General features: G+C 74.0%; 18 protein-coding genes. 6 read left to right on the top strand and 12 right to left on the bottom strand.

Annotated features, from left to right (window positions below; genetic code table 11):
• Positions 1 to 9 precede the first annotated feature (9 nt).
• On the bottom strand, positions 10 to 3,333 hold the full coding sequence (locus HFP48_RS17475) for an ATP-dependent DNA helicase (RefSeq protein ID WP_029544567.1): 3,324 nt from the start codon (positions 3,331 to 3,333) through the stop codon (positions 10 to 12).
• Positions 3,334 to 3,504: 171 nt separating this feature from the next.
• The gene (locus tag HFP48_RS17480) at positions 3,505 to 3,915 is read right to left on the bottom strand and encodes a PaaI family thioesterase (RefSeq protein ID WP_029544569.1); all 411 of its coding nucleotides are present in this window, start codon (positions 3,913 to 3,915) and stop codon (positions 3,505 to 3,507) included.
• Positions 3,916 to 3,967: 52 nt separating this feature from the next.
• Here HFP48_RS17480 and HFP48_RS17485 point away from each other — a divergent pair, with 52 nt between their 5' ends.
• Genes HFP48_RS17485 through HFP48_RS17495 form a run of 3 tightly spaced genes read left to right on the top strand, consistent with a single transcriptional unit; the run spans position 3,968 to position 5,580 of the window.
• Positions 3,968 to 4,510, top strand: a complete 543-nt coding sequence (locus tag HFP48_RS17485) for a helix-turn-helix domain-containing protein (protein WP_029544571.1) — start codon at positions 3,968 to 3,970, stop codon at positions 4,508 to 4,510.
• Positions 4,507 to 5,283 (top strand): alpha/beta hydrolase, encoded by a 777-nt coding sequence (locus tag HFP48_RS17490; protein ID WP_029544573.1) that lies wholly within the window; start codon positions 4,507 to 4,509, stop codon positions 5,281 to 5,283. Before HFP48_RS17485 ends, HFP48_RS17490 begins: the two co-directional genes overlap by 4 nt.
• The gene (locus tag HFP48_RS17495) at positions 5,284 to 5,580 is read left to right on the top strand and encodes an MGMT family protein (protein WP_006942757.1); all 297 of its coding nucleotides are present in this window, start codon (positions 5,284 to 5,286) and stop codon (positions 5,578 to 5,580) included.
• 6 nt (positions 5,581 to 5,586) lie between these two features.
• Here the strand turns inward: HFP48_RS17495 and HFP48_RS17500 are convergent, their stop codons facing one another.
• Positions 5,587 to 7,023 carry a PLP-dependent aminotransferase family protein gene (locus tag HFP48_RS17500; protein ID WP_029544575.1) on the bottom strand — a complete coding sequence of 479 codons (1,437 nt, stop codon included), beginning with the start codon at positions 7,021 to 7,023 and terminating at the stop codon, positions 5,587 to 5,589.
• Between the two features lie 61 nt (positions 7,024 to 7,084).
• Between HFP48_RS17500 and HFP48_RS32115 the strand changes: the two genes are divergently transcribed.
• Entirely contained in the window at positions 7,085 to 7,213 is a 129-nt protein-coding gene (locus HFP48_RS32115) for a hypothetical protein (protein ID WP_006942753.1), read from the top strand.
• Between the two features lie 45 nt (positions 7,214 to 7,258).
• Positions 7,259 to 8,995 carry an NTP transferase domain-containing protein gene (locus tag HFP48_RS17505; protein ID WP_168579804.1) on the top strand — a complete coding sequence of 579 codons (1,737 nt, stop codon included), beginning with the start codon at positions 7,259 to 7,261 and terminating at the stop codon, positions 8,993 to 8,995.
• A 12-nt stretch (positions 8,996 to 9,007) separates the two neighbouring features.
• On the opposite strand, the gene HFP48_RS17510 is transcribed toward HFP48_RS17505, so the two are convergent.
• The 7 genes from HFP48_RS17510 to HFP48_RS17540 form a co-directional block, all read right to left on the bottom strand.
• Positions 9,008 to 10,510, bottom strand: a complete 1,503-nt coding sequence (locus HFP48_RS17510) for an FUSC family protein (protein WP_210432840.1) — start codon at positions 10,508 to 10,510, stop codon at positions 9,008 to 9,010.
• A 152-nt stretch (positions 10,511 to 10,662) separates the two neighbouring features.
• A complete protein-coding gene (locus HFP48_RS17515; protein WP_006942747.1) occupies positions 10,663 to 11,367 on the bottom strand; it encodes a sirohydrochlorin chelatase in 705 nt (234 codons plus the stop codon).
• Positions 11,368 to 11,413: 46 nt separating this feature from the next.
• On the bottom strand, positions 11,414 to 12,571 hold the full coding sequence (locus HFP48_RS17520) for a uroporphyrinogen-III synthase (RefSeq protein ID WP_006942745.1): 1,158 nt from the start codon (positions 12,569 to 12,571) through the stop codon (positions 11,414 to 11,416).
• Positions 12,568 to 12,990, bottom strand: coding sequence for a nitrite reductase small subunit NirD (nirD, locus tag HFP48_RS17525; protein ID WP_006942743.1), 423 nt, complete (start codon positions 12,988 to 12,990; stop codon positions 12,568 to 12,570). Before nirD ends, HFP48_RS17520 begins: the two co-directional genes overlap by 4 nt.
• A 56-nt stretch (positions 12,991 to 13,046) precedes the next feature.
• Entirely contained in the window at positions 13,047 to 15,560 is a 2,514-nt protein-coding gene (nirB, locus tag HFP48_RS17530) for a nitrite reductase large subunit NirB (RefSeq protein WP_168579805.1), read from the bottom strand.
• 45 nt (positions 15,561 to 15,605) lie between these two features.
• Complete coding sequence (locus HFP48_RS17535; protein WP_006942740.1) at positions 15,606 to 17,075, bottom strand: nitrate/nitrite transporter; 1,470 nt, start codon at positions 17,073 to 17,075, stop codon at positions 15,606 to 15,608.
• Between the two features lie 96 nt (positions 17,076 to 17,171).
• Complete coding sequence (locus HFP48_RS17540; RefSeq protein WP_072635571.1) at positions 17,172 to 18,473, bottom strand: MFS transporter; 1,302 nt, start codon at positions 18,471 to 18,473, stop codon at positions 17,172 to 17,174.
• 55 nt (positions 18,474 to 18,528) lie between these two features.
• Here HFP48_RS17540 and HFP48_RS17545 point away from each other — a divergent pair, with 55 nt between their 5' ends.
• Positions 18,529 to 19,194, top strand: a complete 666-nt coding sequence (locus HFP48_RS17545) for an FCD domain-containing protein (protein ID WP_168579806.1) — start codon at positions 18,529 to 18,531, stop codon at positions 19,192 to 19,194.
• Here HFP48_RS17545 and HFP48_RS17550 read toward each other — a convergent pair.
• Both HFP48_RS17550 and moeZ read right to left on the bottom strand, forming a co-directional pair.
• Complete coding sequence (locus HFP48_RS17550; protein WP_006942736.1) at positions 19,191 to 20,045, bottom strand: TIGR02569 family protein; 855 nt, start codon at positions 20,043 to 20,045, stop codon at positions 19,191 to 19,193. The genes HFP48_RS17545 and HFP48_RS17550 overlap by 4 nt on opposite strands.
• 96 nt (positions 20,046 to 20,141) lie before the next feature.
• Positions 20,142 to 21,317 (bottom strand): adenylyltransferase/sulfurtransferase MoeZ, encoded by a 1,176-nt coding sequence (moeZ, locus tag HFP48_RS17555; RefSeq protein ID WP_168579807.1) that lies wholly within the window; start codon positions 21,315 to 21,317, stop codon positions 20,142 to 20,144.
• Between the last annotated feature and the right edge of the window lie 34 nt (positions 21,318 to 21,351).

The raw sequence follows: 21,351 nt of genomic DNA on the forward strand, positions 1-21,351 counted from the left end.
GTGGTGCCACTATCCCGTCACCTGCCTGCCCTCGTCGTGCGCCGGGCAGCTCGACAGGACCGGGCAGTGCCGGCACCCGTCGTTGACCCGGGCCAGGAACTGCGGTCCGCGGGTGGCCGCGGCTGCTTCGTGGATCACGTCGCGCCAACGGTCGAGCGCCTCGGCGTCCAGCGGGGGCTGTACCCGCTGGGTGGCGCCCTCCTTGTTGTGCGGTTTGGCGACGAACACCAACCGTGCCCCGCCGGGTTCGCCGGCGGGCTGCCCGTCGATCGCGCCCGCCGCGGCGGCGACCTGGTAGGCGGCCAGCTGCGCGTGCTGCTGCGCCGCCTCCTTGGTGACCGGATGGCGCGCGGTCTTGACGTCGATGATCACGGGCCGCCCGTCGGGGTCGCGCTCGAGCCGGTCGATCCGGCCGCGCAGCCGCACCCGAGGCTCGTCCTCGGTCCGGGGTTCGAGGATGCCGTCGACGGCGATCTCGACCCCGACCTCGGTGAGCTCGCCACGGGTGCCGCGCAGCCACGCCGAGAACGTGTCGAGCATGGCGCGGGTGCGTTCGAGCTCGCGACGGGCGTACCACTGGGAGCCGAGATCGACCGAGTCCCATGCCCGTTCGAGCGCCCGCTCCACCTGGTCGGGCGGGATCCGCCCGGCGAGCGCCTGCACCAGCGTGTGCACCAGGCTGCCCGCGACGGCGTGGGTGTTGTCGCCGTCGGAGCCGCCGTGCCGCTCGAACATCCACCGCAGCGGGCACGTGGTGAGCTGTTCGACCGTCGACGGCGACAACGGCACCGCGTCGGCCCCGGGGTCCCACAGTTCCTGTTGCGTGCTGGGCTCGGCGGTGCCGTACCACTGGTCCGGATGCGCGCCCCGCACACGGGCCCGGGCGAGCCGCGCGAGCTGTGCGGCCGCCCGGCGCTGCCGCTGCGGATCGTCCCGGGCCACCACGGGATCGCACACCACGCTGCGCAGCTCGGCGACGAGGGTGGGGAGGGCGAGCACCCGGGTGCGGGTCTCCTCGGGCAGCACCGAGACGTCCTCACCCGCCTCGTCGACGACGTCGTCGGAGTCCGCGCCCACCAGCTCGTCGACGAACCGGGACCGCACCATGTCGGTGTCGCCGCCCACCGATTCGACGGCGGTGACGAGCAGGGTGCGCCGCGCCCGGCTGCACGCGACGAGGAACAGGCGGCGCTCGTCGGCCAGTAGCGGCGCGGTGCGTGAGAGCCGCGTCGAGCCGTCGCCGCCGCCGTCGGCCCCGGACACCGCGTCGATCAGCGTCTCGATGCCCAGCAGGGTGCCGCGGGCGCGCAGGCTCGGCCACAGGCCCTCCTGCACGCCGGCGACCGCCACGACATCCCACTCCCGGCCGGCCGCCGAGTGGGCACTGACGACGGTGACCGCCTCCGCCGGCGCGACCAGGCGGGTGCGGACGGTGCCCGGGATCTCCTGCTCGGTGAGGTAGTCGACGAATCCGGCGAGCTGGGCGCGCGGCAGCCGGTCGACGTAGTCGGCGGCGGCGTCGAACAGCGCCACGATGCCGTCGAGGTCGCGGTCGGCCTGCGCGCCGACCGGACCGCCGCGTTCGGACGCCGCGGCCCACTTGCGCTCGAGTCCGGTGGCCTGCCACGCCTCCCACAGCACGTCCTCGATGCCGCCGCCGCGGCGCGCGGCCTCCCGGGCCTTGCGCAGCACGGCCTGGGCCTTCTTCAGCGGCGCCGCCTCGACGTCGGTGAGTCCGCGCTCGAGCCGTTCGGCGTTTTCGCCCTCGTCGTCGACGAGCAGCAGTCGCAGCAGTTCGGCGGAGTCGCGGTCGCCCCCGGCGGCGAGCTCGACACGGCGCAGGCCGCGGCGCAGGCGGCGCAGGGCGACCGGTTCGGCTCCGCCGACGGGCCCGGACAGCAGGGCGAGCGCCTCCTCGCCGCCGAACGGCAGCCCGGACAGGGCCCGCAGTACGAGCAGCAGCCCGGCGACGCCGTGCTGGCGGGCCAGCGGCAGCTCGGAGGCGGCCGTGGTCACCGGCACGCCGGCCGCCAGCAGGGCGCGCCGCAGCGGGGCGAGCGAGCGCGGCACCGACCGCACCACGACGGCCATCCGGGACCACGGCACCCCGTCGACGAGGTGGGCGCGGCGCAGCGTGTCGGCGACGAGCGCGGCTTCCTTCGCCGGCGTCGGCAGCACCCGGACCCGCACGGTGCCCGGGTCGTCCGACGGGACGGCGGGTGCGCCGCGGTGCGGCGGGAGGCCGGACAGCCGGCGGGTGATACGGCCGACGAGTTCGGCCACCTCGGGGGCGGCGCGGTGGTTGGTGCCGAGCACCACGCGGCGGCTCGGGTCGTCGTCGACCAACGCGGCGAGGAAGGCCGGGTCGGCGCCACGGAAGGTGAACACCGCCTGGTCCGGATCGCCGGCGACGGTGGTGGTGCGGGTGCCGAGCCCGACGACGCGCACCAATTGCGCCGCCTGCGGGTCGAGATGCTGGGCGTCGTCGACGAGCAGGTGCCGGATTCGGGACCGTTCCCGTGCGAGCAGGTCGGGGTCGGTGACGAACGCGGCGAGGGCCGCCCCGACGAGTTCGGCGGCGTCGAGGGCGGGCGCGGTGGCCTCGGGCGCCTCGATGCCGACCGCGCCGCGCAGCAGCATGATCTGCTCGTACCGGGCGGCGAATTCGCCGACGGCGACCCACTCCGGCCGCGACCGCCGCTGCCCGAGCTCGATCAGGTCCTCGGGACCGAGGCCGCGTTCGTTGGCGCGCAGCATCAGGTCCCGCAGCTCCACCGCGAAGCCGGTCATGCCGAGCGCGGGCCGCAGCCGCTCGGGCCACATGCCCGCGCCGTCGTCGAGATCGCCGCGCAACAGCTCGCGCAGGACGGCGTCCTGCTCGGCGCCGGTGATCAGGCGGGGGGGCGGGTTGCCGTGCGTGGACGCCTGCAGCCGCAGCACCGCGAACGCGTACGAGTGGACGGTCCGCACCAGCGGTTCCCGCGTGGCCCGGGGACCACCGGGAACCGCCCCCACGCGGAGCAACCCGGCGGTGATCGCCTCTCGCACCTCGGTCGCGGCGCGCCGGGAATGGGTGAGCACCAGCACCGACTCCGGGTCGGCGCCGGCGGCGATCCGGGACACGGCCAGGTCCACGAGCAGCGCGGTCTTACCCGTCCCGGGGCCGCCCAGCACCTGCCACGGCCGCCACTGCGGCATGGGCGGCGAATCGGCGAACACCCGCTGCACGTCCTCGGGCCACTGTCGCTGCGGCGGCGCCTCGTCCGGCCTCGGCACCAGCCGCACCTCGGCCTGCCGGGGCCGGGCGTCGGGGCGGATGTCGGCGTCAGTCATGGGGCCATTCCAGCAGACGGGACCGACACCGCCGCGGAGCGGCGAATCCCGCACCGCCGCGGAGCGGCGAATCCCGCACCGCCGCGGAGCGGCGAATCCCGCACCGCCGCGAAGCGGCGAATCCCGCACCGCCGCGAAGCGGCGAATCCGACAAGGCCGCGGAGCGGCGAGTCAGCCGGGCAACGGAACGTTCTGCAGCCGGACCTGACCGCGCGCCAGGGTCCTGCCGCTCTCGGTGCCGGTGACGGTGACGAGCCACAGCTGCTGGACGCGGCCCTGCTGAAGCGGTTCGGCGACGACGTCGACGCGCTCCCCCGTGCTCGAGCGCAGGAAGTCGGTGCTGTTGTGCACCCCGACCGCGAACTGGCCGCGGTCCTGGACAGCGGCGCTGGCCCCGACGCTGGCCGCGGATTCGACGGCGGTGGTGTAGACACCGCCGTGCACGACGCCCCACGGAGTGTGATGGTCCCGGCTCAGATCGATGTGTCCGGTGACCCGGGTGCCGGAGACCTCGTCGAGCACGAGGCCCGCCGCCTGCAGGAAGGCGCTGCCGGCGGGGAGATCGGTAGAGGTGGTGTCCATGGCGTCACGCTAACTTCTGAAATTACAGTTAGCAAGGGTCTAGCCTCGATGCATGCGCTGGTTGGAGACGGACACGGCGAACTGTTCCGTGCAGCGGACACTGGACGTGATCGGCGAGAAGTGGACCCTGCTCGTCCTGCGGGAGGCGTTCAACGGCGTGCGCCGGTTCGACGACATGCGGCGGCACGTCGGGATGTCCGAGCCGATCCTGGCCGACCGCCTGCGCAAACTGGTGGCCGCGGGAATCCTGCGCCCGGTGCCGTACCGGCAGGCCGGACACCGCACCCGCAACGAGTACCGGCTCACCGACAAGGGTCTGGACCTCTTCCCCGTCCTCGTCGCCCTGCTCCAGTGGGGCGACCGCTACTGCGCCGACGAGGACGGGCCCCCCGTGGTGGTTCGCGACCGGGTGAGCGGCCGGCCCGTCGCCGCGGTGGTCGTTCCCGCCGGCACGGCCGGACTGACCGCCCGCGAGACCGAATCGACCCCGGGTCCGGGAGCCCGGCCCGTCCCCGCCGACCGGCCGCACCGGTCCCGCGCGAGCGCATCGGCTGCCACCGGAACCGGCCGCGGCCCTGACACAATCGACGGGTGAACGAACTGCACACCCATCTGTTCGGCCCCGCCGACGGTCCGCAGCTGCTCGCCCTGCACGGCCTCACCGGTCACGGCCGGCGCTGGGAGCACCTCGCGTCGGAGCACCTGCCCCAGGCCCGGGTCATCGCGCCGGACCTGCGCGGGCACGGCCGCTCCCCGTGGACGCCGCCGTGGAACTTCGAGACGCACGTGCGGGACCTGCTCGCCGTCCTCGACGCCCACGCCTCGGGTCCGGTGCTGGTGGTCGGGCATTCGTTCGGCGGCGCCCTCGCCGTGCATCTGGCGGCGACCGCCCCCGAGCGGGTGCGCGGGCTGGTGCTACTGGATCCGGCGATCGGGCTGCCGCCGGAACGCATGCTCGAGATCGCGGAGCTGACCGTGCAGCACCCCGACTACACCGACGCGGCCGAGGCCCGCGCCGACAAGACGAACGGCGCGTGGGGCGAGGTCGATCCCGCGCTGCTCGACGCCGAACTCGCCGAGCACCTGATCACCCTCGACTCGGGCCGGGTCAACTGGCGCCTGTGCGTTCCCGCCCTGGTGACGTCGTGGAGCGAGCTGGCGCGTGAGTTCGTCCTGCCACCGGCGCACCTGCCCACGATCGTCGCGCGGGCCGCGAAGGTGCAGCCGCCGTACGTGACCGACGAGTTCCGGGCCGCCCTCGCCGACCGCCTCGGCACGAACCTCACGGCGCTCGACATCGACTGCGACCACATGATCGATCAGGCACGACCGGAGGAGACCGCGGCCCTCGTCCGGAAGCTGCTGTAGATGCCGGCAACGAGCGAGGCGGACGTCGAACGCGTCCGGGAGCTGGTGGCCTCCGTCCCCGAGGGCCGCGTGACCACCTACGGCGACGTCGCCGCGGCGGCCGGCCTGTCCAGCCCGCGCACCGTGGGCTGGATCATGCGGACCGACAGCGCGGACCTGCCGTGGCACCGGGTGGTCCCGGCCTCCGGAAGGCCCGCCGCGCACCTGGCCCACCGGCAACTCGCCCGGCTCGAGCTCGAAGGCGTGCCGATCCGCGACGGCCGGGTCGATCTCGCGGCGGCGCGGCACCGCTTCTGAGCCGGCTCACACCAGCGGTGGTGCCGCTCGCCGCGGCTCGAGGACGGCCGCGCCGAGCCCGGCCAGCACGTCGACCGCGGCGAGCAGTTCCGCGACCGGCCGGGTGAACGGCAGGCGCTGATGGTCGTCGAACGCGTGGCCGGTGCCGAATCGGGTGCCCGGCAGCAGGACGAGTCCCTGCCGTTCCGCCGCGGCGACGAGGCGGGTGGAACCGATACCGTCCGGCAGCCGGCACCACAGCGACAACCCGCCCGCGGGCGGGACGAACCGCCACCCGGGCAGGCGTGCGGCGACGGCCGCGGCGAGCGCCTCCTGACGGGCGCGCAGCCCGGCGCGGCGCTCGTCGAGGATCCGCTGCCACTGCGCGAACAACTCCACGGCGGCGAGCTGGTCGAGGATCGAGACGCCGAGCTGGCGCCGCAGCAGCACCTCCCGCACGCGCGCGACGGTCGCCCGGTCGCCGCGCACCCAGCCGATCCGGATCCCGCCCCAGACCACCTTGCTCAACGAGCCGACGTGCACGGTGGCCGCGTCCGGGACCGCCGCCCCGAACGGCTCGATGTCGTCGCCGGCGAACGACAGCTCCGCGGCGACCTCGTCGACGACGGTCAGGACGCGGTGCCGCCACAGGGTCGCGGCGAGGGACCGCCGCGCGGCCACGCTCAGGCTCGCACCGGTCGGATTGGCGTGGTCGGGCATCAGGTACGCGACGGTCGGGGCGTGCTGCCGCGCGGCGCGATCGGCCTCGTCGACGATCACATCCGGATCGTCGACGTCGACGGGCACGGCGACGGACTGGGCCCCGGTCGCCGCGATCGTCTCGAGCGCGCCGGGATGGCTCGGATGCTGGTGCAGCACCCGTCGTCCCGCCCCGACGACGGTGTGCAGGACGGCGTCGAGCCCGTCCGCCGCGGCGGCGGTGATCAGCACCTGCTCGGGGTCGGTCGGCAGTCCGCGGGCGGTGTACCGCGCCGCGACGGCGGCACGCAGCTCGGGCAGGCCGCTCGGCGCGTACCCGTGACCGGCCAGCAGGTCGGGCAGCCGGGTCTGCGCGACCGCGTAGGCGGCGGTCAGCAGGGACGACGCCTCCGGGGCGGCGTTGCCCAGGTCCAGCACGCCGGGCACGGGGGCGCCGAGCGCGGTGCCCCACGGCTGCCGGCCGTCGGGAGCGGCAACGAACGTGCCCGCCCCGTGCCGGGTGAGCGCCCAGCCGTCGTCGCGCAGGTCGCCGTAGGCGGCGGCCACCGTGACGCGGCTGACGCCGAGCGCGTCGGCCAGCGCCCGCTCGGCGGGCAGGCGCGCGCCGACCGGGAGCCGGCCGTCCGCGATGCGGCGGCGCAGCGCGGCGGCGACGGCCCGGTACAGCGGACCGCGGTCGGCTCCGACGTCGCCGAGCAGCGCCGCGAGCCGGGCAGCGGACGGGGTGGCGGACACGTCCTTCATACAGTCCACTTTCGCACGGTGGACCGGAATCTCCGGTCCACCGGCCCGAGAGAATAGGACCATGATCTTCCTGGTCGTTCTCCTCACCGCGCTCAGCCTGGCGGCGGCCACCTGGACAGTGCTGGACACCGCGCAGGGCGGCCGGTGCGGTATCGGCGGGCCGCCGCGCAGTCACCACACGCCCGACTGACCGCCCCGGCACACCGCGCCGGTCCGCGTCGGGCAGCATGAGCTCATGAGTTCGCTGACCGACGTCGAGGCCGTCATCGTCGCGGGCGGACGCGCGACCCGCATGGGCGGCGTCGACAAGCCCGCACTCGTCGTCGGGGGCCGGCGCATGCTCGACATCGCGCTGGCCGCGGTGGCCGGGTGCCGCCGGATCACCGTCGTCGGACCACGGCGCGACGATCTCGACCCGGCGGTGGTCCAGGTCCAGGAGCAGCCCGCCGGGGCCGGGCCCGTCGCCGCCCTCGCCGCCGCGGGTCTTCACGCACCGGTGGTGCTGGCCCTCGCCGCCGACCTGCCGTTCCTCACCGCGGACACGGTCACCGCACTGGTGGAGACCCTGCGCGGCGCCCCCGGAGCCGACGCGGCGTTCGCTGTCGACGACTCGGGCCGGATCCAGTTCCTGCTCGCCGCGTGGCGTGGTCCCGCGCTCGCCGGCCGCCTCGCCGCGCTGGGGACGGATCCGGCCAATCAGCCGATGAAGGCCCTGCTGCCGGAGCGCTACGTCACGGTTCCGGTGGCGGGGACCGCGGACTGCGACACCCCGCAGGAGCTCGCGCAGGCCCGCGCCGCGCGTCCCGGGCTCGTCGCGGCCGACCCCGCCGCCGCCCGCGCGGAGATCCGGCGGTCGTTGCCGCGGTTGCCGGTCCGCACCGTGGCGCCCCAGGCGGCGGAGGGTGCCACCCTCGCCGCGGCACTCGTCGCCGCCGAGGCCCTGCCGCGGGCCGCGGTGTCGGCGATGGACGGGTACGCCGTCGCCGGCGACGGTCCGTGGCTGCTGCGCGCCGAGGTCCACCGGGCCGGCGCGACCGAGCCGTTCACCCTGCACGACGGCCAGGCCGCGCGGATCGCCACCGGTGCCTACCTGCCGCCCGGCGCGACGACGGTGGTGCGCGACGAACACGTCGAGGTGACCGACGGCACCGTGACCCGGATGCCCGGCGCCCCGGTGCGCGACGACGCGCGCCGTCGCGGGGAGGACTGGGCGCCCGGTCACGTGCTCGCCGAGGCGGGCACTGCCCTGGGCCCGGCGGTGGTCTCCGCTGCGCTGAGCGGCGAGGTGACCGCGGTGCCGGTCCGCGGGCCCGTCCGGGTCCACGTGGTCGTCACCGGCGACGAGATCCGCCGCGACGGGCCGCTGCGCGACGGCCAGACCCGCGATTCTCTCGGCCCCGTCCTGCCGCGGTTCGTGCAGTGGTGCGGCGCCGCCGTCGCCGCCGAGGCGCACCTGCGCGACACCGTCGACGGGTTCGACCGGCTGCTCCGCGAAGCCACCGACGTCGACACGATCGTCGTCACCGGGGCGACCGGCGGCGGGGCCGCCGACCAGCTGCGGGCGGCGCTGGCCCGCGCCGGCGCGGCGATCGTCGTCGATCGGGTCCGGTGCAAGCCGGGCGGTTCCCAGGTGACAGCGGTGCTGCCGGACGGTCGTGTGGTGCTCGGCCTGCCCGGCAACCCGGTCGCGGCCGTCGCGACGCTGCTGGTGATGCTGCCCGCCGTCGTCGACGGGCTGACCGGACGACGGCCGGAGCCACCGTGGACCGCGCCGCTCGCCAACGCCTCGCAGGTGAGCGGCGACGTCACCCGGCTGCTGCCGGCGACACAGACCGACGACGGACTGTGGGTGTGCGACAACGCGATCCGCACCGCACACCTGGCGGGGCTGATCGGGCGACGGGCGATCGCGCTCGTGCCGCCCGGCGCGGCGGACGACGATCCGGTGGAACTGGTGCCGCTGCCACACTGACCGGCGCGCCGGTCAGGCCGGGTGCGCGAGGACCCGGTATCCGGTCTCGTGGAGCCGCCGGTGCTCCGGCCACCGGTCGCGGGTCCAGCCGGGTTCGGTGTGGGCCGCGACGATCGCGGCGGTCGTCGCGGCGTGCAGGTCGAACTCGAGGTCGCGGCGCAGTTCCGGCAGGACGGTCCGCTCCCCCGCCGTGCGCGCCTGCACGATGGTGGCGACCGTCTCCGCGACCCGCGCGTCGGCGCAGCGCAGCACGCGACGATGCGCGAACGGCAGCACGACCCACAGCACCGCGACGGCGACGAGCACGCCGATCACCGTCTCGAGCAGGCGGTCGCGGGCCACCACGGCGAAGTCGTGCGGCACCCCGGCGCCGCCGAGCAGCAGCGCGAGCGGAGTGATGAACACCATCGCCACGCCGTAGTTCCGGACCAGGTACTCCTCGGTTCCGGCGAGCAACACCGCGACCACCACGACGAGTGCGACGGCCGTCGGGGCGGCCCACACGACCGCGGCCAGCACGCCCAGACCCACGACGGTGCCGGCGAACCGGTGCAGGCCCCGGTAGCTGCCCAGCACCCGGTCGGGTCCCTGATGCAGCACCATCGCCGCCGTGATCACCGCCCAGTCCGGCCGCCCGACACCGCACGCGAGCGCCAGTGCGCCCGCGACGGGACCGGCCACGACGAGGCGGAGGACGATGGTCCAGGATCGACTGCCGGGCCCGGCGGCCCGCGCCAGCCGGTATCGCGCCGACGGGCGCGGCAGCGGTGGTTGCGGCCGCAGATCGTCGGTCTCGGAGGCGGCACCCTCGTCGGTTCCTGCGACGACCGTCGCGAGCCGCAGGTGCGCCGCTCGGAGCGTCCGGGTCAGCGGATGCGCGCCCCCGCCCAGCCGCCCGTCGTGCAGGCACATCCACGCGGCGTGCAGCGCCCGGACCGCCTCGTGCCGCGGCCCGGTCTCCGCCGGGGCGCGCAGGCAGGCGTCGACGGCCTCCACGGCCGCCGCCACCGCGGCACGCTCGGGTGCGCGGGGCCGGGCCACCGCGCCCGACATCGACACCACCACTGCCGTGCCCGCGCCGGCCGCGGTCCACGACACGACCGCACCGACCGGCACGCCGGCGCTCGGCAGTGCCGCCGCGATCTCCAGGGTGAGCAGCGGCAGGAACGCACCGGGTGCACCGAAGCGCAGCGCGTCGACCAGGAAGGCGCCCACGGCGACGACCGCCGTCATCACCGCCACGAGCAGCAGCCACGTCCATTCCGAACCCGAATGCACGAGCGTGCCGACACCGGCGCCCAGACCGGCCAGCGCGACGAGCACCGCCGCGACGACCATCACCACCTGCCACCGCGCCCGGTAGGCGCGGCCCTCGCCGTAGACGACGGCGAACGCCCCGAGGGCGGCCGTCGCGGCGACGGGCCCGTGACCGAGCGCGAGGCCTGCCAGGCCGGGCAGCGCCACCGCGGCGGCCGCGCGCAGGGCACCGGGCCAGCGCCGGCCCCGCCGGGGCACCCCGAGCAGGAGCGTCCGCGCAGGCCCCGGCGCCGGGATCGGCGGGCTCGCCGCGTCACTCCGGGACCCGGCTCCCGGATCTGTCACCGCTTCGGACACGAGGATCGACGATACGGCGCGCACCCGCGGTCGGCGGCGCCGTGTCGGCAAGGTCACCCGCGCAGCGGGCCTCCGGCGAGCAGCGCCGTCGCCGCCGACCGGTACCGCTCGGCCACCAGGCGCACGATCGAGTCGTGCACCCCGAGCGGGGCCGCCACCCCGTCGGCGCCCGCATCGGCGAGACGCGCGTGGAACAGCCCGTCGGCGAGCAGGTACGAGGCGACGAACACCCGGCGCGCACCCGCGGCGCGCAGTCCGGCGACGACGTCCGGCACGCGCGGGGCACCCGTGGCGACGTACCCGACGCGCACGGCGACGCGCGCGAGGGCCGACAACATGTCCGCGGCCCGTCGCACGTCGCCGAGGGCGCGGGGGTCGGAGGAGCCCGCCGCGGCGAGCACCACCGCGTCACCGGGTTTCCAGCCGGCCGCGGAGAGCCGGTGCAGCAGCACCCGTGCGAGCACCGGGTCGGGTCCGAGCGCGCGGGTGACCGCCACGGCGGGATGCCCACTGTCGGCGACCTCGCGTGGCACGTCGGCGTGCACGTGGTAGCCGGAGGCGAGGAAGGCGGGCACCAGCACGGTGGGCCGGCCGGAATCGCGCAGCACCTCCGCCGGCGAGGGTCCGAGGACATCGACGAACGCGACGCGGGTGGCGCCCACGTCGCGGGAGACGGCGTCGGCGAGGGACGCGATCATCTCGACGCCGCGCGGATTGCGCGTGCCGTGAGCGACGAGCAGCAGGGCCGGGTCGATCATGGTCACAACTCCTGATCCGGAACGGGGTCGGCCGGAGACGATGCCCCTAGCCGAGCGGGTATTCCTTGTCGGCGCAGCCCACCGGGTCGACCGCGAGCCGGTAGCCACGCTTGACGACGGTCTGCACGATCGTGGGGGCGCCGAGCGCGGACCGCAGCCGCGCCACGGCGGTCTCCACGGCGTGGGTGTCGCCGCCGCCGCCGGGCAGCGCGGCGAGCAGTTCCTCACGCGAGACGACCCGGCCGGGCCGGGCGGCGAGGGTGCGCATCAGCGCCATCGCGGCGGGCGCCAGGCAGCGGATCTCGCCGTCGACCACGACGCAGCGGCCGCGGACGCTGAGGACGTGCCCCCCGGCCTCGATGCGGTGGGCGCGCCGCGGCAGCTCTTCGGCCAGGTGCCGGGCGAGGGATCCGAGCCGGGCCCGGGCCGGTGCCGAGACCGGCACCTCCAGCTCGACCAGCGGCGCGGCCGTCACGGGCCCCACGCACACCGCGGTGACCCCGGTGCGCAGCGCGCGCAGCATCAACTCGAGCATGCCGGTGGCCTTGGAACGCATCAGCAGCGACGCGACGGCCGGCGCGCTGGTGAAGCTCACCGCGTCGATGCTGTGGTCGGCGATCTGCTCGATGAGCCGGTCCAGCGCGGTGGGGTCGTCGGGCGGGGTCCACCGGTACACCGGGACCGCCACCACGTCGGCACCGGCGTCGCGCAGCACCTCGCACAGGTCCGCGCCGGGTTCCCACTCGGTGCGGGCGCCGTGCAGCTGCACCGCGATCCGCACCCCCTCCACACCCTCGGCCAGCAGGTGCTCGAGCACCTCCGCGGACGACTCCGACGCCGGCGACCACTCCTCCCGCAGGTCGGCGGCCCGGATCGCGCCGGTGACCTTCGGCCCGCGGGCCAGGATGCGGCTGCCGCCCAGGGCCTCGCCGAGCTGCTCGGCGAGGCCCCAGCCGTCCGCGGCCCCCATCCAGCCGCGGAAGCCGATCGCCGTGGTGGCCACGGTGATGTCCGGCGGGGTGTCGAGGATGTCGCGCGTCACGCGCTCGAGCTCGGCGTCGTCCGCGAGCGGGATGATGCGGATGGCGGGTGCGTGGACAACCTCCGCGCCGCGCCGGGTGAGCAGGGTGGCGAACTCGTCGGCGCGGCGTGCGGCGGTGATGCCGATCGTGAAGCCGTGCAGCGGCGCGTTGTCCTCGCTCACGAACGCTCGCCGTAACCGCGGTGCACGGGCACGAGGCTGTGGATCTGGACGACACCGGCCCACACCCGCACGTCGTACACGGGCAGGCGGACCGACGGATCGTCGAGGCAGCGTCCGTCGTCCAGCGAGAAGACCTGCTTGAGCAGCGGCGAGGCGACGGTGGGCTCGCCGCTGCGGTCGCCGACGATCCCACGCGACATCACCGCGGCGCGGCCGAACGGATCGAAGTTGCCCACCGCCCGCAGACTGCCGTCGTCGAGCCGGAACAGCGCGGCCTGCTCGCCGCCGCGCAACAGCACGGCGACGCCGCGGCCGGGGATGAGGTGACTGAGCGGGCACGCCGACGTCCACTCCAGACGCCCGTCGTACACGCTGGCACGCGACGCGCGCTCGGGGGTGTGCGTCTCGATGACGGTCATGAATGTCCTCCTTGGAACTACGGACGGAATTCTCCGGGGCCGGTGTTTCTCGGGCGTTAACCCGAGATTCCCTCACGGTAAGAGGGCATTCCGACCAGCACCGGCACCTTCCGCTTGCCCGAGTCGTCGAACCGCACGGTCGGGTCGGCCACCTCGGGCGCGTTGACGAACGACACGAACCGGGACAGCTTCTCGGGGTCCTCGAGCACTCCCTTCCACTCGTCCCGGTACCCGGCGACGTGCTTGGCCATCGCCGCCTCGAGCTCGTCGCCGATGCCGAGGCTGTCCTCGCACACCACCGCCCGGAGGTGCTCGAGCCCGCCCTCGAGGGACTCGAGCCAGGGCGCGGTGCGCTGCAGGCGGTCGGCGGTGCGCACGTAGAACATCAGGAACCGGTCGATGTACTTGACGAGGGTCCCGTCGTCGAGACCACCGGCGAGCAGCTGCGCATGCTTGGGCGACTGGCCGCCGTTGCCGCACACGTACAGGTTCCAGCCGTTCTCCGTGGCGATCACCCCGACGTCCTTGCCGCGCGCCTCGGCGCACTCGCGGGCGCAGCCGGAAACGCCGAACTTGAGCTTGTGCGGTGAGCGCAGCCCGCGGTAGCGCAGTTCGAGGTCGACCGCCATGCCGACCGAGTCCTGCACGCCGTACCGGCACCACGTCGAGCCCACGCAGCTCTTCACGGTGCGCAGGGACTTGCCGTACGCCTGGCCGGATTCCATGCCGGCGTCGACGAGCCGCTGCCAGATGAGCGGCAGCTGCTCGACCCGCGCACCGAACAGGTCGATGCGCTGGCCGCCGGTCATCTTGACGTACAAGCCGAAGTCGCGGGCGATCTCGCCGATGACGATGAGCTGCTCGGGGGTGCACTCCCCGCCGGGCATCCGCGGCACCACCGAGTAGGTGCCGTTCTTCTGGATGTTGGCCAGGAAGTGGTCGTTGGTGTCCTGCAGCGCCGCCTGCTGCCGGCCCAGGATGTGGTCCGAGTCGGTCGAGGCGAGGATCGAGGCGACGACGGGCTTGCAGATGTCGCAGCCGGTCCCCTGGCCGTACTTGGAGATCAGTGCCGAGAACGTGCGGGTGTTCGTGGCCTGCACGATCTGGAACAGCTCGGCCCGGGACTGCTCGAAGTGCTCGCACAAGGACTTCGACATGACCACACCGGACGCCGCGAGGAGCTGCTTGACGGTGGGCAGGCAGCCGCCGCACGTGGTGCCGGCGCCGGTGCAGGCCTTGACCTGGGCGATGTCGCACGCGCCGTCCGCGATGGCACCGCAGATCGTCCCCTTGGTGACTCCGTTGCAGGAGCACACCTCGGCGTCGTCGGGCAGCGACCCGGCGCCCGGCTTCTCTCCCGCCGGGGAGATCAGCGCCGCGGGGTCGCCGGGCAGCTCCCGGCCGACGAGCGGCCGCAGCGACCCGTACGCGGAGGCGTCGCCGACGAGGATGCCGCCGAGCAGTGTCTTCGCGTCGTCCGAGACGACCAGCTTGGCGTAGGTGCCCTTCGCGGCGTCCGACAGCACGACCTCGAGGGCGCCGGGAGTGATGGCGTGCGCGTCGCCGAAGCTCGCGACGTCGACGCCGAGCAGCTTGAGCTTCGTGGACAGGTCGGCGCCCGGGAACTCGGCGGCGCCGCCGAGGAGCCGGTCGGCCACCACCTCGGCCGTGCTGTAGCCGGGGGCGACGAGGCCGTAGCAGGTGCCCTCGACGGCCGCGCACTCGCCGATCGCGTAGACCGCGTCGTCGGTCGTGCTGCGGCAGCCGAGGTCGGTGCGGACACCGCCGCGCGGGCCCAGCTCGAGCCCCGCGTCGCGGGCCAGCCCGTCCTGGGGACGGACGCCTGCGGAGAACACGAGCAGCGCGGCGTCGATCACCGACCCGTCGGACAGTTCCACCCTCAACCCGCCGGGACCCTCGGTGATGCCGGCGGTGCCGACGCCCGTGTGCACCGTCAGCCCGAGATCGGTGACGAGCCGGGCGAGGAGCGCACCGCCGCCCTCGTCGACCTGCAGCGGCATGAGCCGGGGGGCGAACTCGACGACGTGCGGCGTCATGCCCAGCATCCGCAGCGCGTTGGCCGCCTCGAGGCCGAGGAGCCCGCCGCCGACGACGACGCCGACCGCTCCCGGAGCGGCCCGCTCCGCGCCGGCCCGGATGCCGTCCAGGTCGTCGAGGGTCCGGTAGACGAAGCACCCGGCCAGATCCTTGCCGGGAATCGGCGGGACGAAGGGGTACGAGCCGGTGGCCAGGACGAGCGCGTCGTACCCGATCACCTCACCGGCGTCGGTGGTGACGGTGCGCCCGGCACGGTCGATCGCCGCGGCCCGGGTGCCGATCCTCAGCTCGACCAGGTCGTCGCCCTCGTACTCGTTGCCGGCGAGGGCGAGTTCCTTCGAATCCCACGAGCCGACATAGGAGGACAGTCCCACGCGGTCGTAGGCGGGCAGCGGTTCCTCGCACAGCACCGTCACCGACCAGAGGTTCTTCTCGTCGCGGGCGCGCAGCGCCTCGACGAAGCGGTGGCCCACCATGCCGTGTCCGACGACGACAACAGACTTGTGGCTCATACCGTTTCCTTCTTCCTTGCGTACGTGATGGGGGGCCGGCCGCGGTCAGACGCGGGTGGCCACCGTGTCGGCGGTGACGTCGCGCGGTGCGGGCGTCTCCGCGGGCGGGGCGGTGGGTCGGCGCAGGAACACGGCCCAGGTGACGACGATGCAGACCAGGTAGAAGGCGAGGAACACCCAGAACGCCATGGTCGCCGACTTGGCTTCGCTGCTGTAGGACGCGCGCAGCACCAGGTTGATCCCGACGCCGCCGAGTCCGCCGATGGCGCCGGCGAATCCGATCAGGGCGCCGGACATGCTGCGCGCCCATGCGGCCTTCCCGGCCCGGTCGAGCGAGTCGAGGCTCTGCGCCTTGGCCTCGAAGATGGACGGGATCATCTTGTAGACGGAGCCGTTGCCGATGCCCGAGAGCAGGAACAGGGCGATGAACCCGAGGACGAAGGTCACCATGATGCCGCCGGTGGCGGCGCCGGCGGTGGCGTCGTCGAGGGTGCCGGCGGTGACGAGCAGTCCCGCCGCGAGGGCCATTGCCGCGAACGTGTACAGCGTGATCCGGCCGCCCCCGATCCGGTCGGCCAGCTTGCCGCCGAGGGGCCGGGCGATCGAGCCGAGCAGCGGGCCGATGAACGCGATCTGCGCGGCGTGCAGGGAGGCCTCGGCGGCGGTCGCGCCCCCGGCCAGGAAGTTGATCTGCAGCACCTGCCCGAACGCGAAGCTGAAGCCGATGAAGGAGCCGAAGGTGCCGATGTAGAGGAAGCTGAGGATCCACGAGTCGCGGTACCTCAGGGATTCGCCCATCGCCCGCAGGTCGGCGCGCTGGTCACCGAGGTTGTCCATGAACAGGGCCGCGCCGAGCGCGGCGAAGGCACACAGCACCAGGTAGACGGCACACACGATCCACGGCTCGGTGTTGCCGACGGTGGCGATGACGAGCAGGCCGACGAGCTGGACCACCGGCACGCCGATGTTGCCGCCGCCCGCGTTCAGGCCCAGCGCCCAGCCCTTGAGCCGCTGCGGGTAGAAGGCGTTGATGTTGGTCATCGACGAGGCGAAGTTGCCGCCGCCGAGTCCGGCGACCGCGGCCACCACCAGGAAGGTGGTGTACGAGAAGCCGGGGTTGAGCATCAGGTACAGGGCCGCGAGGGTGGGGATCAGCAGCACCAGCGCGCTGAACACCGTCCAGTTCCGACCGCCGAACCGGGCCGTGGCGACGGTGTAGGGAATGCGCAGCAGCGAGCCCACCAGGGTGGGCACTGCGACGAGGAAGAACTTGCCGGCGGGATCGATGCCGTAGACGTCGGCCGGCATGAACAGCACCATCACGGACCAGATGGACCAGACGGAGAAGCCGACGTGCTCGGCCAGGACGGACCAGATCAGGTTCCGCTTCGCGATCTCCTTGCCGCCGGCTTCCCATGCCGCCGTGTCCTCGGCGTCCCAGTGTTCGATGCGGTGCTTGCGCGCGAACTTCGCACGCAGGCCTTCGGTCGGTGATACTCCGGTCGTTGCGGCCACCCCATGCCCCTTCCTCGGGTCGGTATCGATGGACCCAAGGTAGGAAACGGGTGTTGCCGCGGTGCTGCCCTCGGTGACTGCCGCGTCAAGAGATGCTCACCTGCGGCAGGAGGCCTCCGTGAGGTCGGCGCCGCGGGTGCTCGCGGGCTGTGGACCGGCACCGGAACCGCCCCAGGTGTCCTCGACGTACCGGGGCCGGCAGGCGACCCGGCCGGCGATGAGCACCACGAGCGCCGCACACCCGAGGAACGCGAACGGCGCCGTCCAGCCGCCGGTGGCCTCGCGCAGCACACCGACCAGCACCGGGCCGAGACACGCGACGGTGTAGCCGAGACCCTGGGTGAAGCCGGACAGTGCGGCGGACGCTGCGTGGGTGCGGGTGCGCAGATTGATCAGGGTGAGCGCCATGGGGAACGTGGTCGGCCCGACGCCGATCGCCAGCACCCACAGCGCCGTGGCCGTCAGCGGCGCGAGCAGCAGACCGGTGAACCCCACCGCGTAGCACGCCACGCACACGACGACGAGCGGGAACGGATCCCGCATGCGGGCGCACGCGGCGGGAGCGACGAACGAGGCGGTCAGGCCGACGAACGAGAACAGGGCGATCATGGCGCCGCCGAGCGCCTCGCTGCCGCCGGCGTCGAGCAGCACCGCGGGGATCCAGGTGAACATCGAGTAGGTGATCAGCGAGGTCATGCCGAACATGCCGGCCATGCCCCACGCGACGGGCGAGCGCCACACCCGGCCGGGCGTGGGCTGGGAGTGCGGCGCGTCGCCGGCGGCCGGACGCGTGCCGCGGGCCCGGTACAGGACGCCGATCCACGGGATCGCCGCGGCGAACGCCCACGCCGCCCACAGCCCGATGGACCAGCGCCACCCGGCGGCCTCGGCGACGGGGACCGCCGCGAGGGCCGGCAGCACCGTCCCGATCTGGACGCCGACGATGTACACGGTGCTCACGACCGCGAGCCGGTCGGAGAAGTACCTCTTGACCAGTGGCGGGATCACCACGTTGCCGACCCCCATCCCGGCGAGCGCGAGCGCGGAGAACGCGAGCAGTGTCCACGTCTCGTGGGTCAGCGCGCGCGCTGCCATGCCGAATCCGGCGGCCAGCATCGCGACGAGGGCCGTGGCCTCGAGCCCGGCCCGGCGCGCGATGACGGGGGTGAGCAGCCCGAACACCGCGAACATCGCGGTCGGCACCATGCCGAACACGCCCACCACGGCGGGCGCGAAACCGAGCTCGGCGCGGATCTGCTCGGCGAGCGGGCTGAACGAGGTCACGGCGAGGCGCAGCGTGAGCGCGGACATCACGATCGCAACGAAGACCAGGAGCCGTCCCCGCAGGAGGGACGGGGACGAGGATCCGGCACCGGTGACAGCCACGAGCGAAATCATAGGATGACCCGACGTCTATCGTCGAAGGTGTTTTCCGGATGCAGGAAGGATCCCCATGCGCACCGTGCGACGCACCAGCCTCATCGCCCAGGTCACCGAGCAGTTGCGCGACCAGATCCGCACCGGCGCCTGGGCGGTGGGCACTCGCATCCCTTCCGAACCCGCCCTGGCCGAGCTGACCGGGACGGGCCGCAACACCGTGCGCGAAGCCGTGCAGGCGCTCGTGCACTCGGGGCTGCTGGAGCGGCGGCAGGGCTCGGGCACCTACGTCGTCGCCACCTCGGAGGTGGGCAGCGCTCTCGGCACCTACTTCGCCGACGCCCACGAGCAGGACGTGCTCGAACTGCGGCAGGCGCTGGACGTCACCGCCGCAGCGCTCGCCGCCCGGCGCCGCACCGACGCGGACGCCGCGCACCTGACCGAACTGTTCGACGCGCGGATGCGCGCGTGGGCCGACCCGCGTTCGGCCGCCGCCCTCGCCGCCGACGTCGCCCTGCACCGCGCAATCGTCGAGGCCAGCCACAACGCCGTGTACCTCGAGTTCTACGACTCGCTGCTGCCCGTCATCGAGGAGACGATCCGGCGCCGCGTCGACGAGACGGGGGCGGGGTTCCACGACGAGCACCGCGAGCTGGTGCTCGCCGTCGTCGCGGGAGAGCCCGGCCGCGCCACCGCCGCCGCGCTCGCGATGTTCGGGGAGCTGCGCGGCGGCGAAGGCTAGAGGAGCAGCCGCACCAGATCCGAGGTGTGTGCCAGCCCCGGGAACGCCTCCTCCGTGGAGCGCGGATGCAGGGCGTGCACGGCGAGCCGGAACATCACCGCGCGCAACAGCATCTGCGGCCATTCCGGCAGGTCCTCCCACCGGCCGATGAGCTCGTCGTCGGCCCCGCCCCACGACAGCGCGTCGACGACGGCGACACCGGCCGCCCACGACGCGGGCCGCCAGTAGGGGGTGATGTCGGTCAGGCCCGGCGCGGCGCTGCCGGCGAAGAGCACGGTGCCGAACAGGTCACCGTGCACGAGCTGATCGGGCAGGTGGACCGGCTTGCGCAGCGTCGCGAGCTGGTTGATCAGGTCGATGCTCTTGCGTCCGTCGGGAGTGACGGTTTCCGGGGCGCCGGCGGCGCGGGCGGTGCGCAGGGGCACCGCCTCCCACGCCGCGCGGTCGGCGGCGACGAACACGTCGACGTCCTCCCACGGCGCCACGGGCGGCTGCATGAGGAAGCGCGGCCGCTCCAGCTGGGCGGTGGCCGCGTGCAGCCGCAGCGACAGGGCCACCACCTCGTCGTGCCGCGGTTCGGAGGTGCCCACGATGTAGGTGTCGGCGCGCCAACCGGAGACGACGTAGCGGCCGTCGGTGGAGCGGACGGGCCGCGCCAGTCGCACCCCGTCGACCCCGAGGGTCTCGCGCACCTTCGCCGACCACGCTGCGCGGGCATGGTCGGCGACCGGCGAGAGCACCACGTCGCCGCACCGCCAGCCACCGTCCCAGTCCGCCCCGAGCGGGACCGGTTCGACGTCGCGGAGGCCGAAGGTCGAGCGCACGTGCTGCGGGGGTTCGAGGGGACTCACGGGGCACACCGTACAGTCGGCGCCGCCCCGTTGAGGGGAAGGCACTCCGTTACCCGGGGACACCATTCCCGCATCGTTATCTTCCCCGTATTCCCCTCAGTACACGGGCAGCGAAGGGTCCACCTGCTGCGCCCACGCGAGCACCCCGCCCTGCAGATGCGTGGCGTCCGCGAAACCGGCCTCCTTCAGCACTGCGAGGGCCTCGGCCGAGCGGATCCCCGTCTTGCAGTGCAGCACGATCGGCCTGTGCTGCGGCAGCTCCGCCAGCGCCTCGCCGGAGAGGATGCGGTCCTTCGGGATCAGCCGCGCCCCCTCGATGTGGACGATGTCCCACTCGACCGGCTCGCGCACGTCGATCAGCTCGATCTCCCGGTCCGACTCGAGCAGCCGGCGCAGCTCGGTCGGGGTGATGGTGGACTCGGCGAGGGCGGCTGCGCCGTCGTCCGGCACCACACCGCAGAAGGACTCGTAGTCGACCAGCTCGGTCACCGGCACCCGGCCCGGGTCGCGGCGCAACGTCACCGTCCGGTAGCTCATCGCGAGAGCGTCATAGATCATCAGGCGTCCGAGCAGCGACTCGCCGATGCCGGTGATCAGCTTGACCGCCTCGGTGGCCATGATCGACCCGACGGACGCGCAGAGCACCCCGAGCACGCCGCCCTCGGCGCAGGACGGGACCATCCCGGGCGGCGGCGCCTCCGGGTACAGGTCCCGGTAGTTCAGCCCCCGCCCGTCCGGTGCGGCCTCCCAGAACACCGACACCTGTCCCTCGAACCGGAAGATCGACCCCCATACGTACGGCTTGCCGGCGAGGACCGCGGCGTCGTTGACGAGGTAACGGGTGGCGAAGTTGTCGGTGCCGTCGAGGATCAGGTCGTACTGCTCGAACAGTGCGACGGCGTTGGCGGGGTCCAGGCGCACCGGGTGCAGCCGCACCTCCACGTTGTCGTTGATCCCGCGGATCGTGTCGCGGGCGCTCTCCCCCTTGGGGCGGCCCACGTCGGCGATCCCGTGGATCACCTGCCGTTGCAGGTTGGACGATTCGACATCGTCGAACTCGACGATGCCGAGTGTGCCGACACCCGCCGCGGCGAGGTAGAGCAGCACCGGCGAACCCAGGCCGCCGGCGCCGATGCACAGCACCCGCGCGTTCTTCAGCCGCCGCTGCCCCACCACCCCCACCCCGGGGATGATCAGGTGCCGGCTGTAGCGGGCCACCTCCTCGCGCGTCAGGTCCGCAGCGGGTTCCACCAGAGGTGGTAATGGGCTCACGACAGCTCCTCGGCCGGCTCGATCGGGCGGTTAC

This window comes from Rhodococcus sp. DMU1 (assembly GCF_012272955.1).
GTDB classification, from domain to species: domain Bacteria; phylum Actinomycetota; class Actinomycetes; order Mycobacteriales; family Mycobacteriaceae; genus Rhodococcus; species Rhodococcus aetherivorans.

Coding starts and splice junctions, on each gene's coding strand:
- HFP48_RS17475 (WP_029544567.1), bottom strand. CDS start 3,333: ATGACTGACGCCGACATCCGCCCCGACGCCCGGCCCCGGCAGGCCGAG.
- HFP48_RS17480 (WP_029544569.1), bottom strand. CDS start 3,915: ATGGACACCACCTCTACCGATCTCCCCGCCGGCAGCGCCTTCCTGCAG.
- HFP48_RS17485 (WP_029544571.1), top strand. CDS start 3,968: ATGCGCTGGTTGGAGACGGACACGGCGAACTGTTCCGTGCAGCGGACA.
- HFP48_RS17495 (WP_006942757.1), top strand. CDS start 5,284: ATGCCGGCAACGAGCGAGGCGGACGTCGAACGCGTCCGGGAGCTGGTG.
- HFP48_RS17500 (WP_029544575.1), bottom strand. CDS start 7,023: ATGAAGGACGTGTCCGCCACCCCGTCCGCTGCCCGGCTCGCGGCGCTG.
- HFP48_RS32115 (WP_006942753.1), top strand. CDS start 7,085: ATGATCTTCCTGGTCGTTCTCCTCACCGCGCTCAGCCTGGCGGCGGCC.
- HFP48_RS17505 (WP_168579804.1), top strand. CDS start 7,259: ATGAGTTCGCTGACCGACGTCGAGGCCGTCATCGTCGCGGGCGGACGC.
- HFP48_RS17515 (WP_006942747.1), bottom strand. CDS start 11,367: ATGATCGACCCGGCCCTGCTGCTCGTCGCTCACGGCACGCGCAATCCG.
- nirD (WP_006942743.1), bottom strand. CDS start 12,990: ATGACCGTCATCGAGACGCACACCCCCGAGCGCGCGTCGCGTGCCAGC.
- nirB (WP_168579805.1), bottom strand. CDS start 15,560: ATGAGCCACAAGTCTGTTGTCGTCGTCGGACACGGCATGGTGGGCCAC.
- HFP48_RS17540 (WP_072635571.1), bottom strand. CDS start 18,473: ATGATTTCGCTCGTGGCTGTCACCGGTGCCGGATCCTCGTCCCCGTCC.
- HFP48_RS17545 (WP_168579806.1), top strand. CDS start 18,529: ATGCGCACCGTGCGACGCACCAGCCTCATCGCCCAGGTCACCGAGCAG.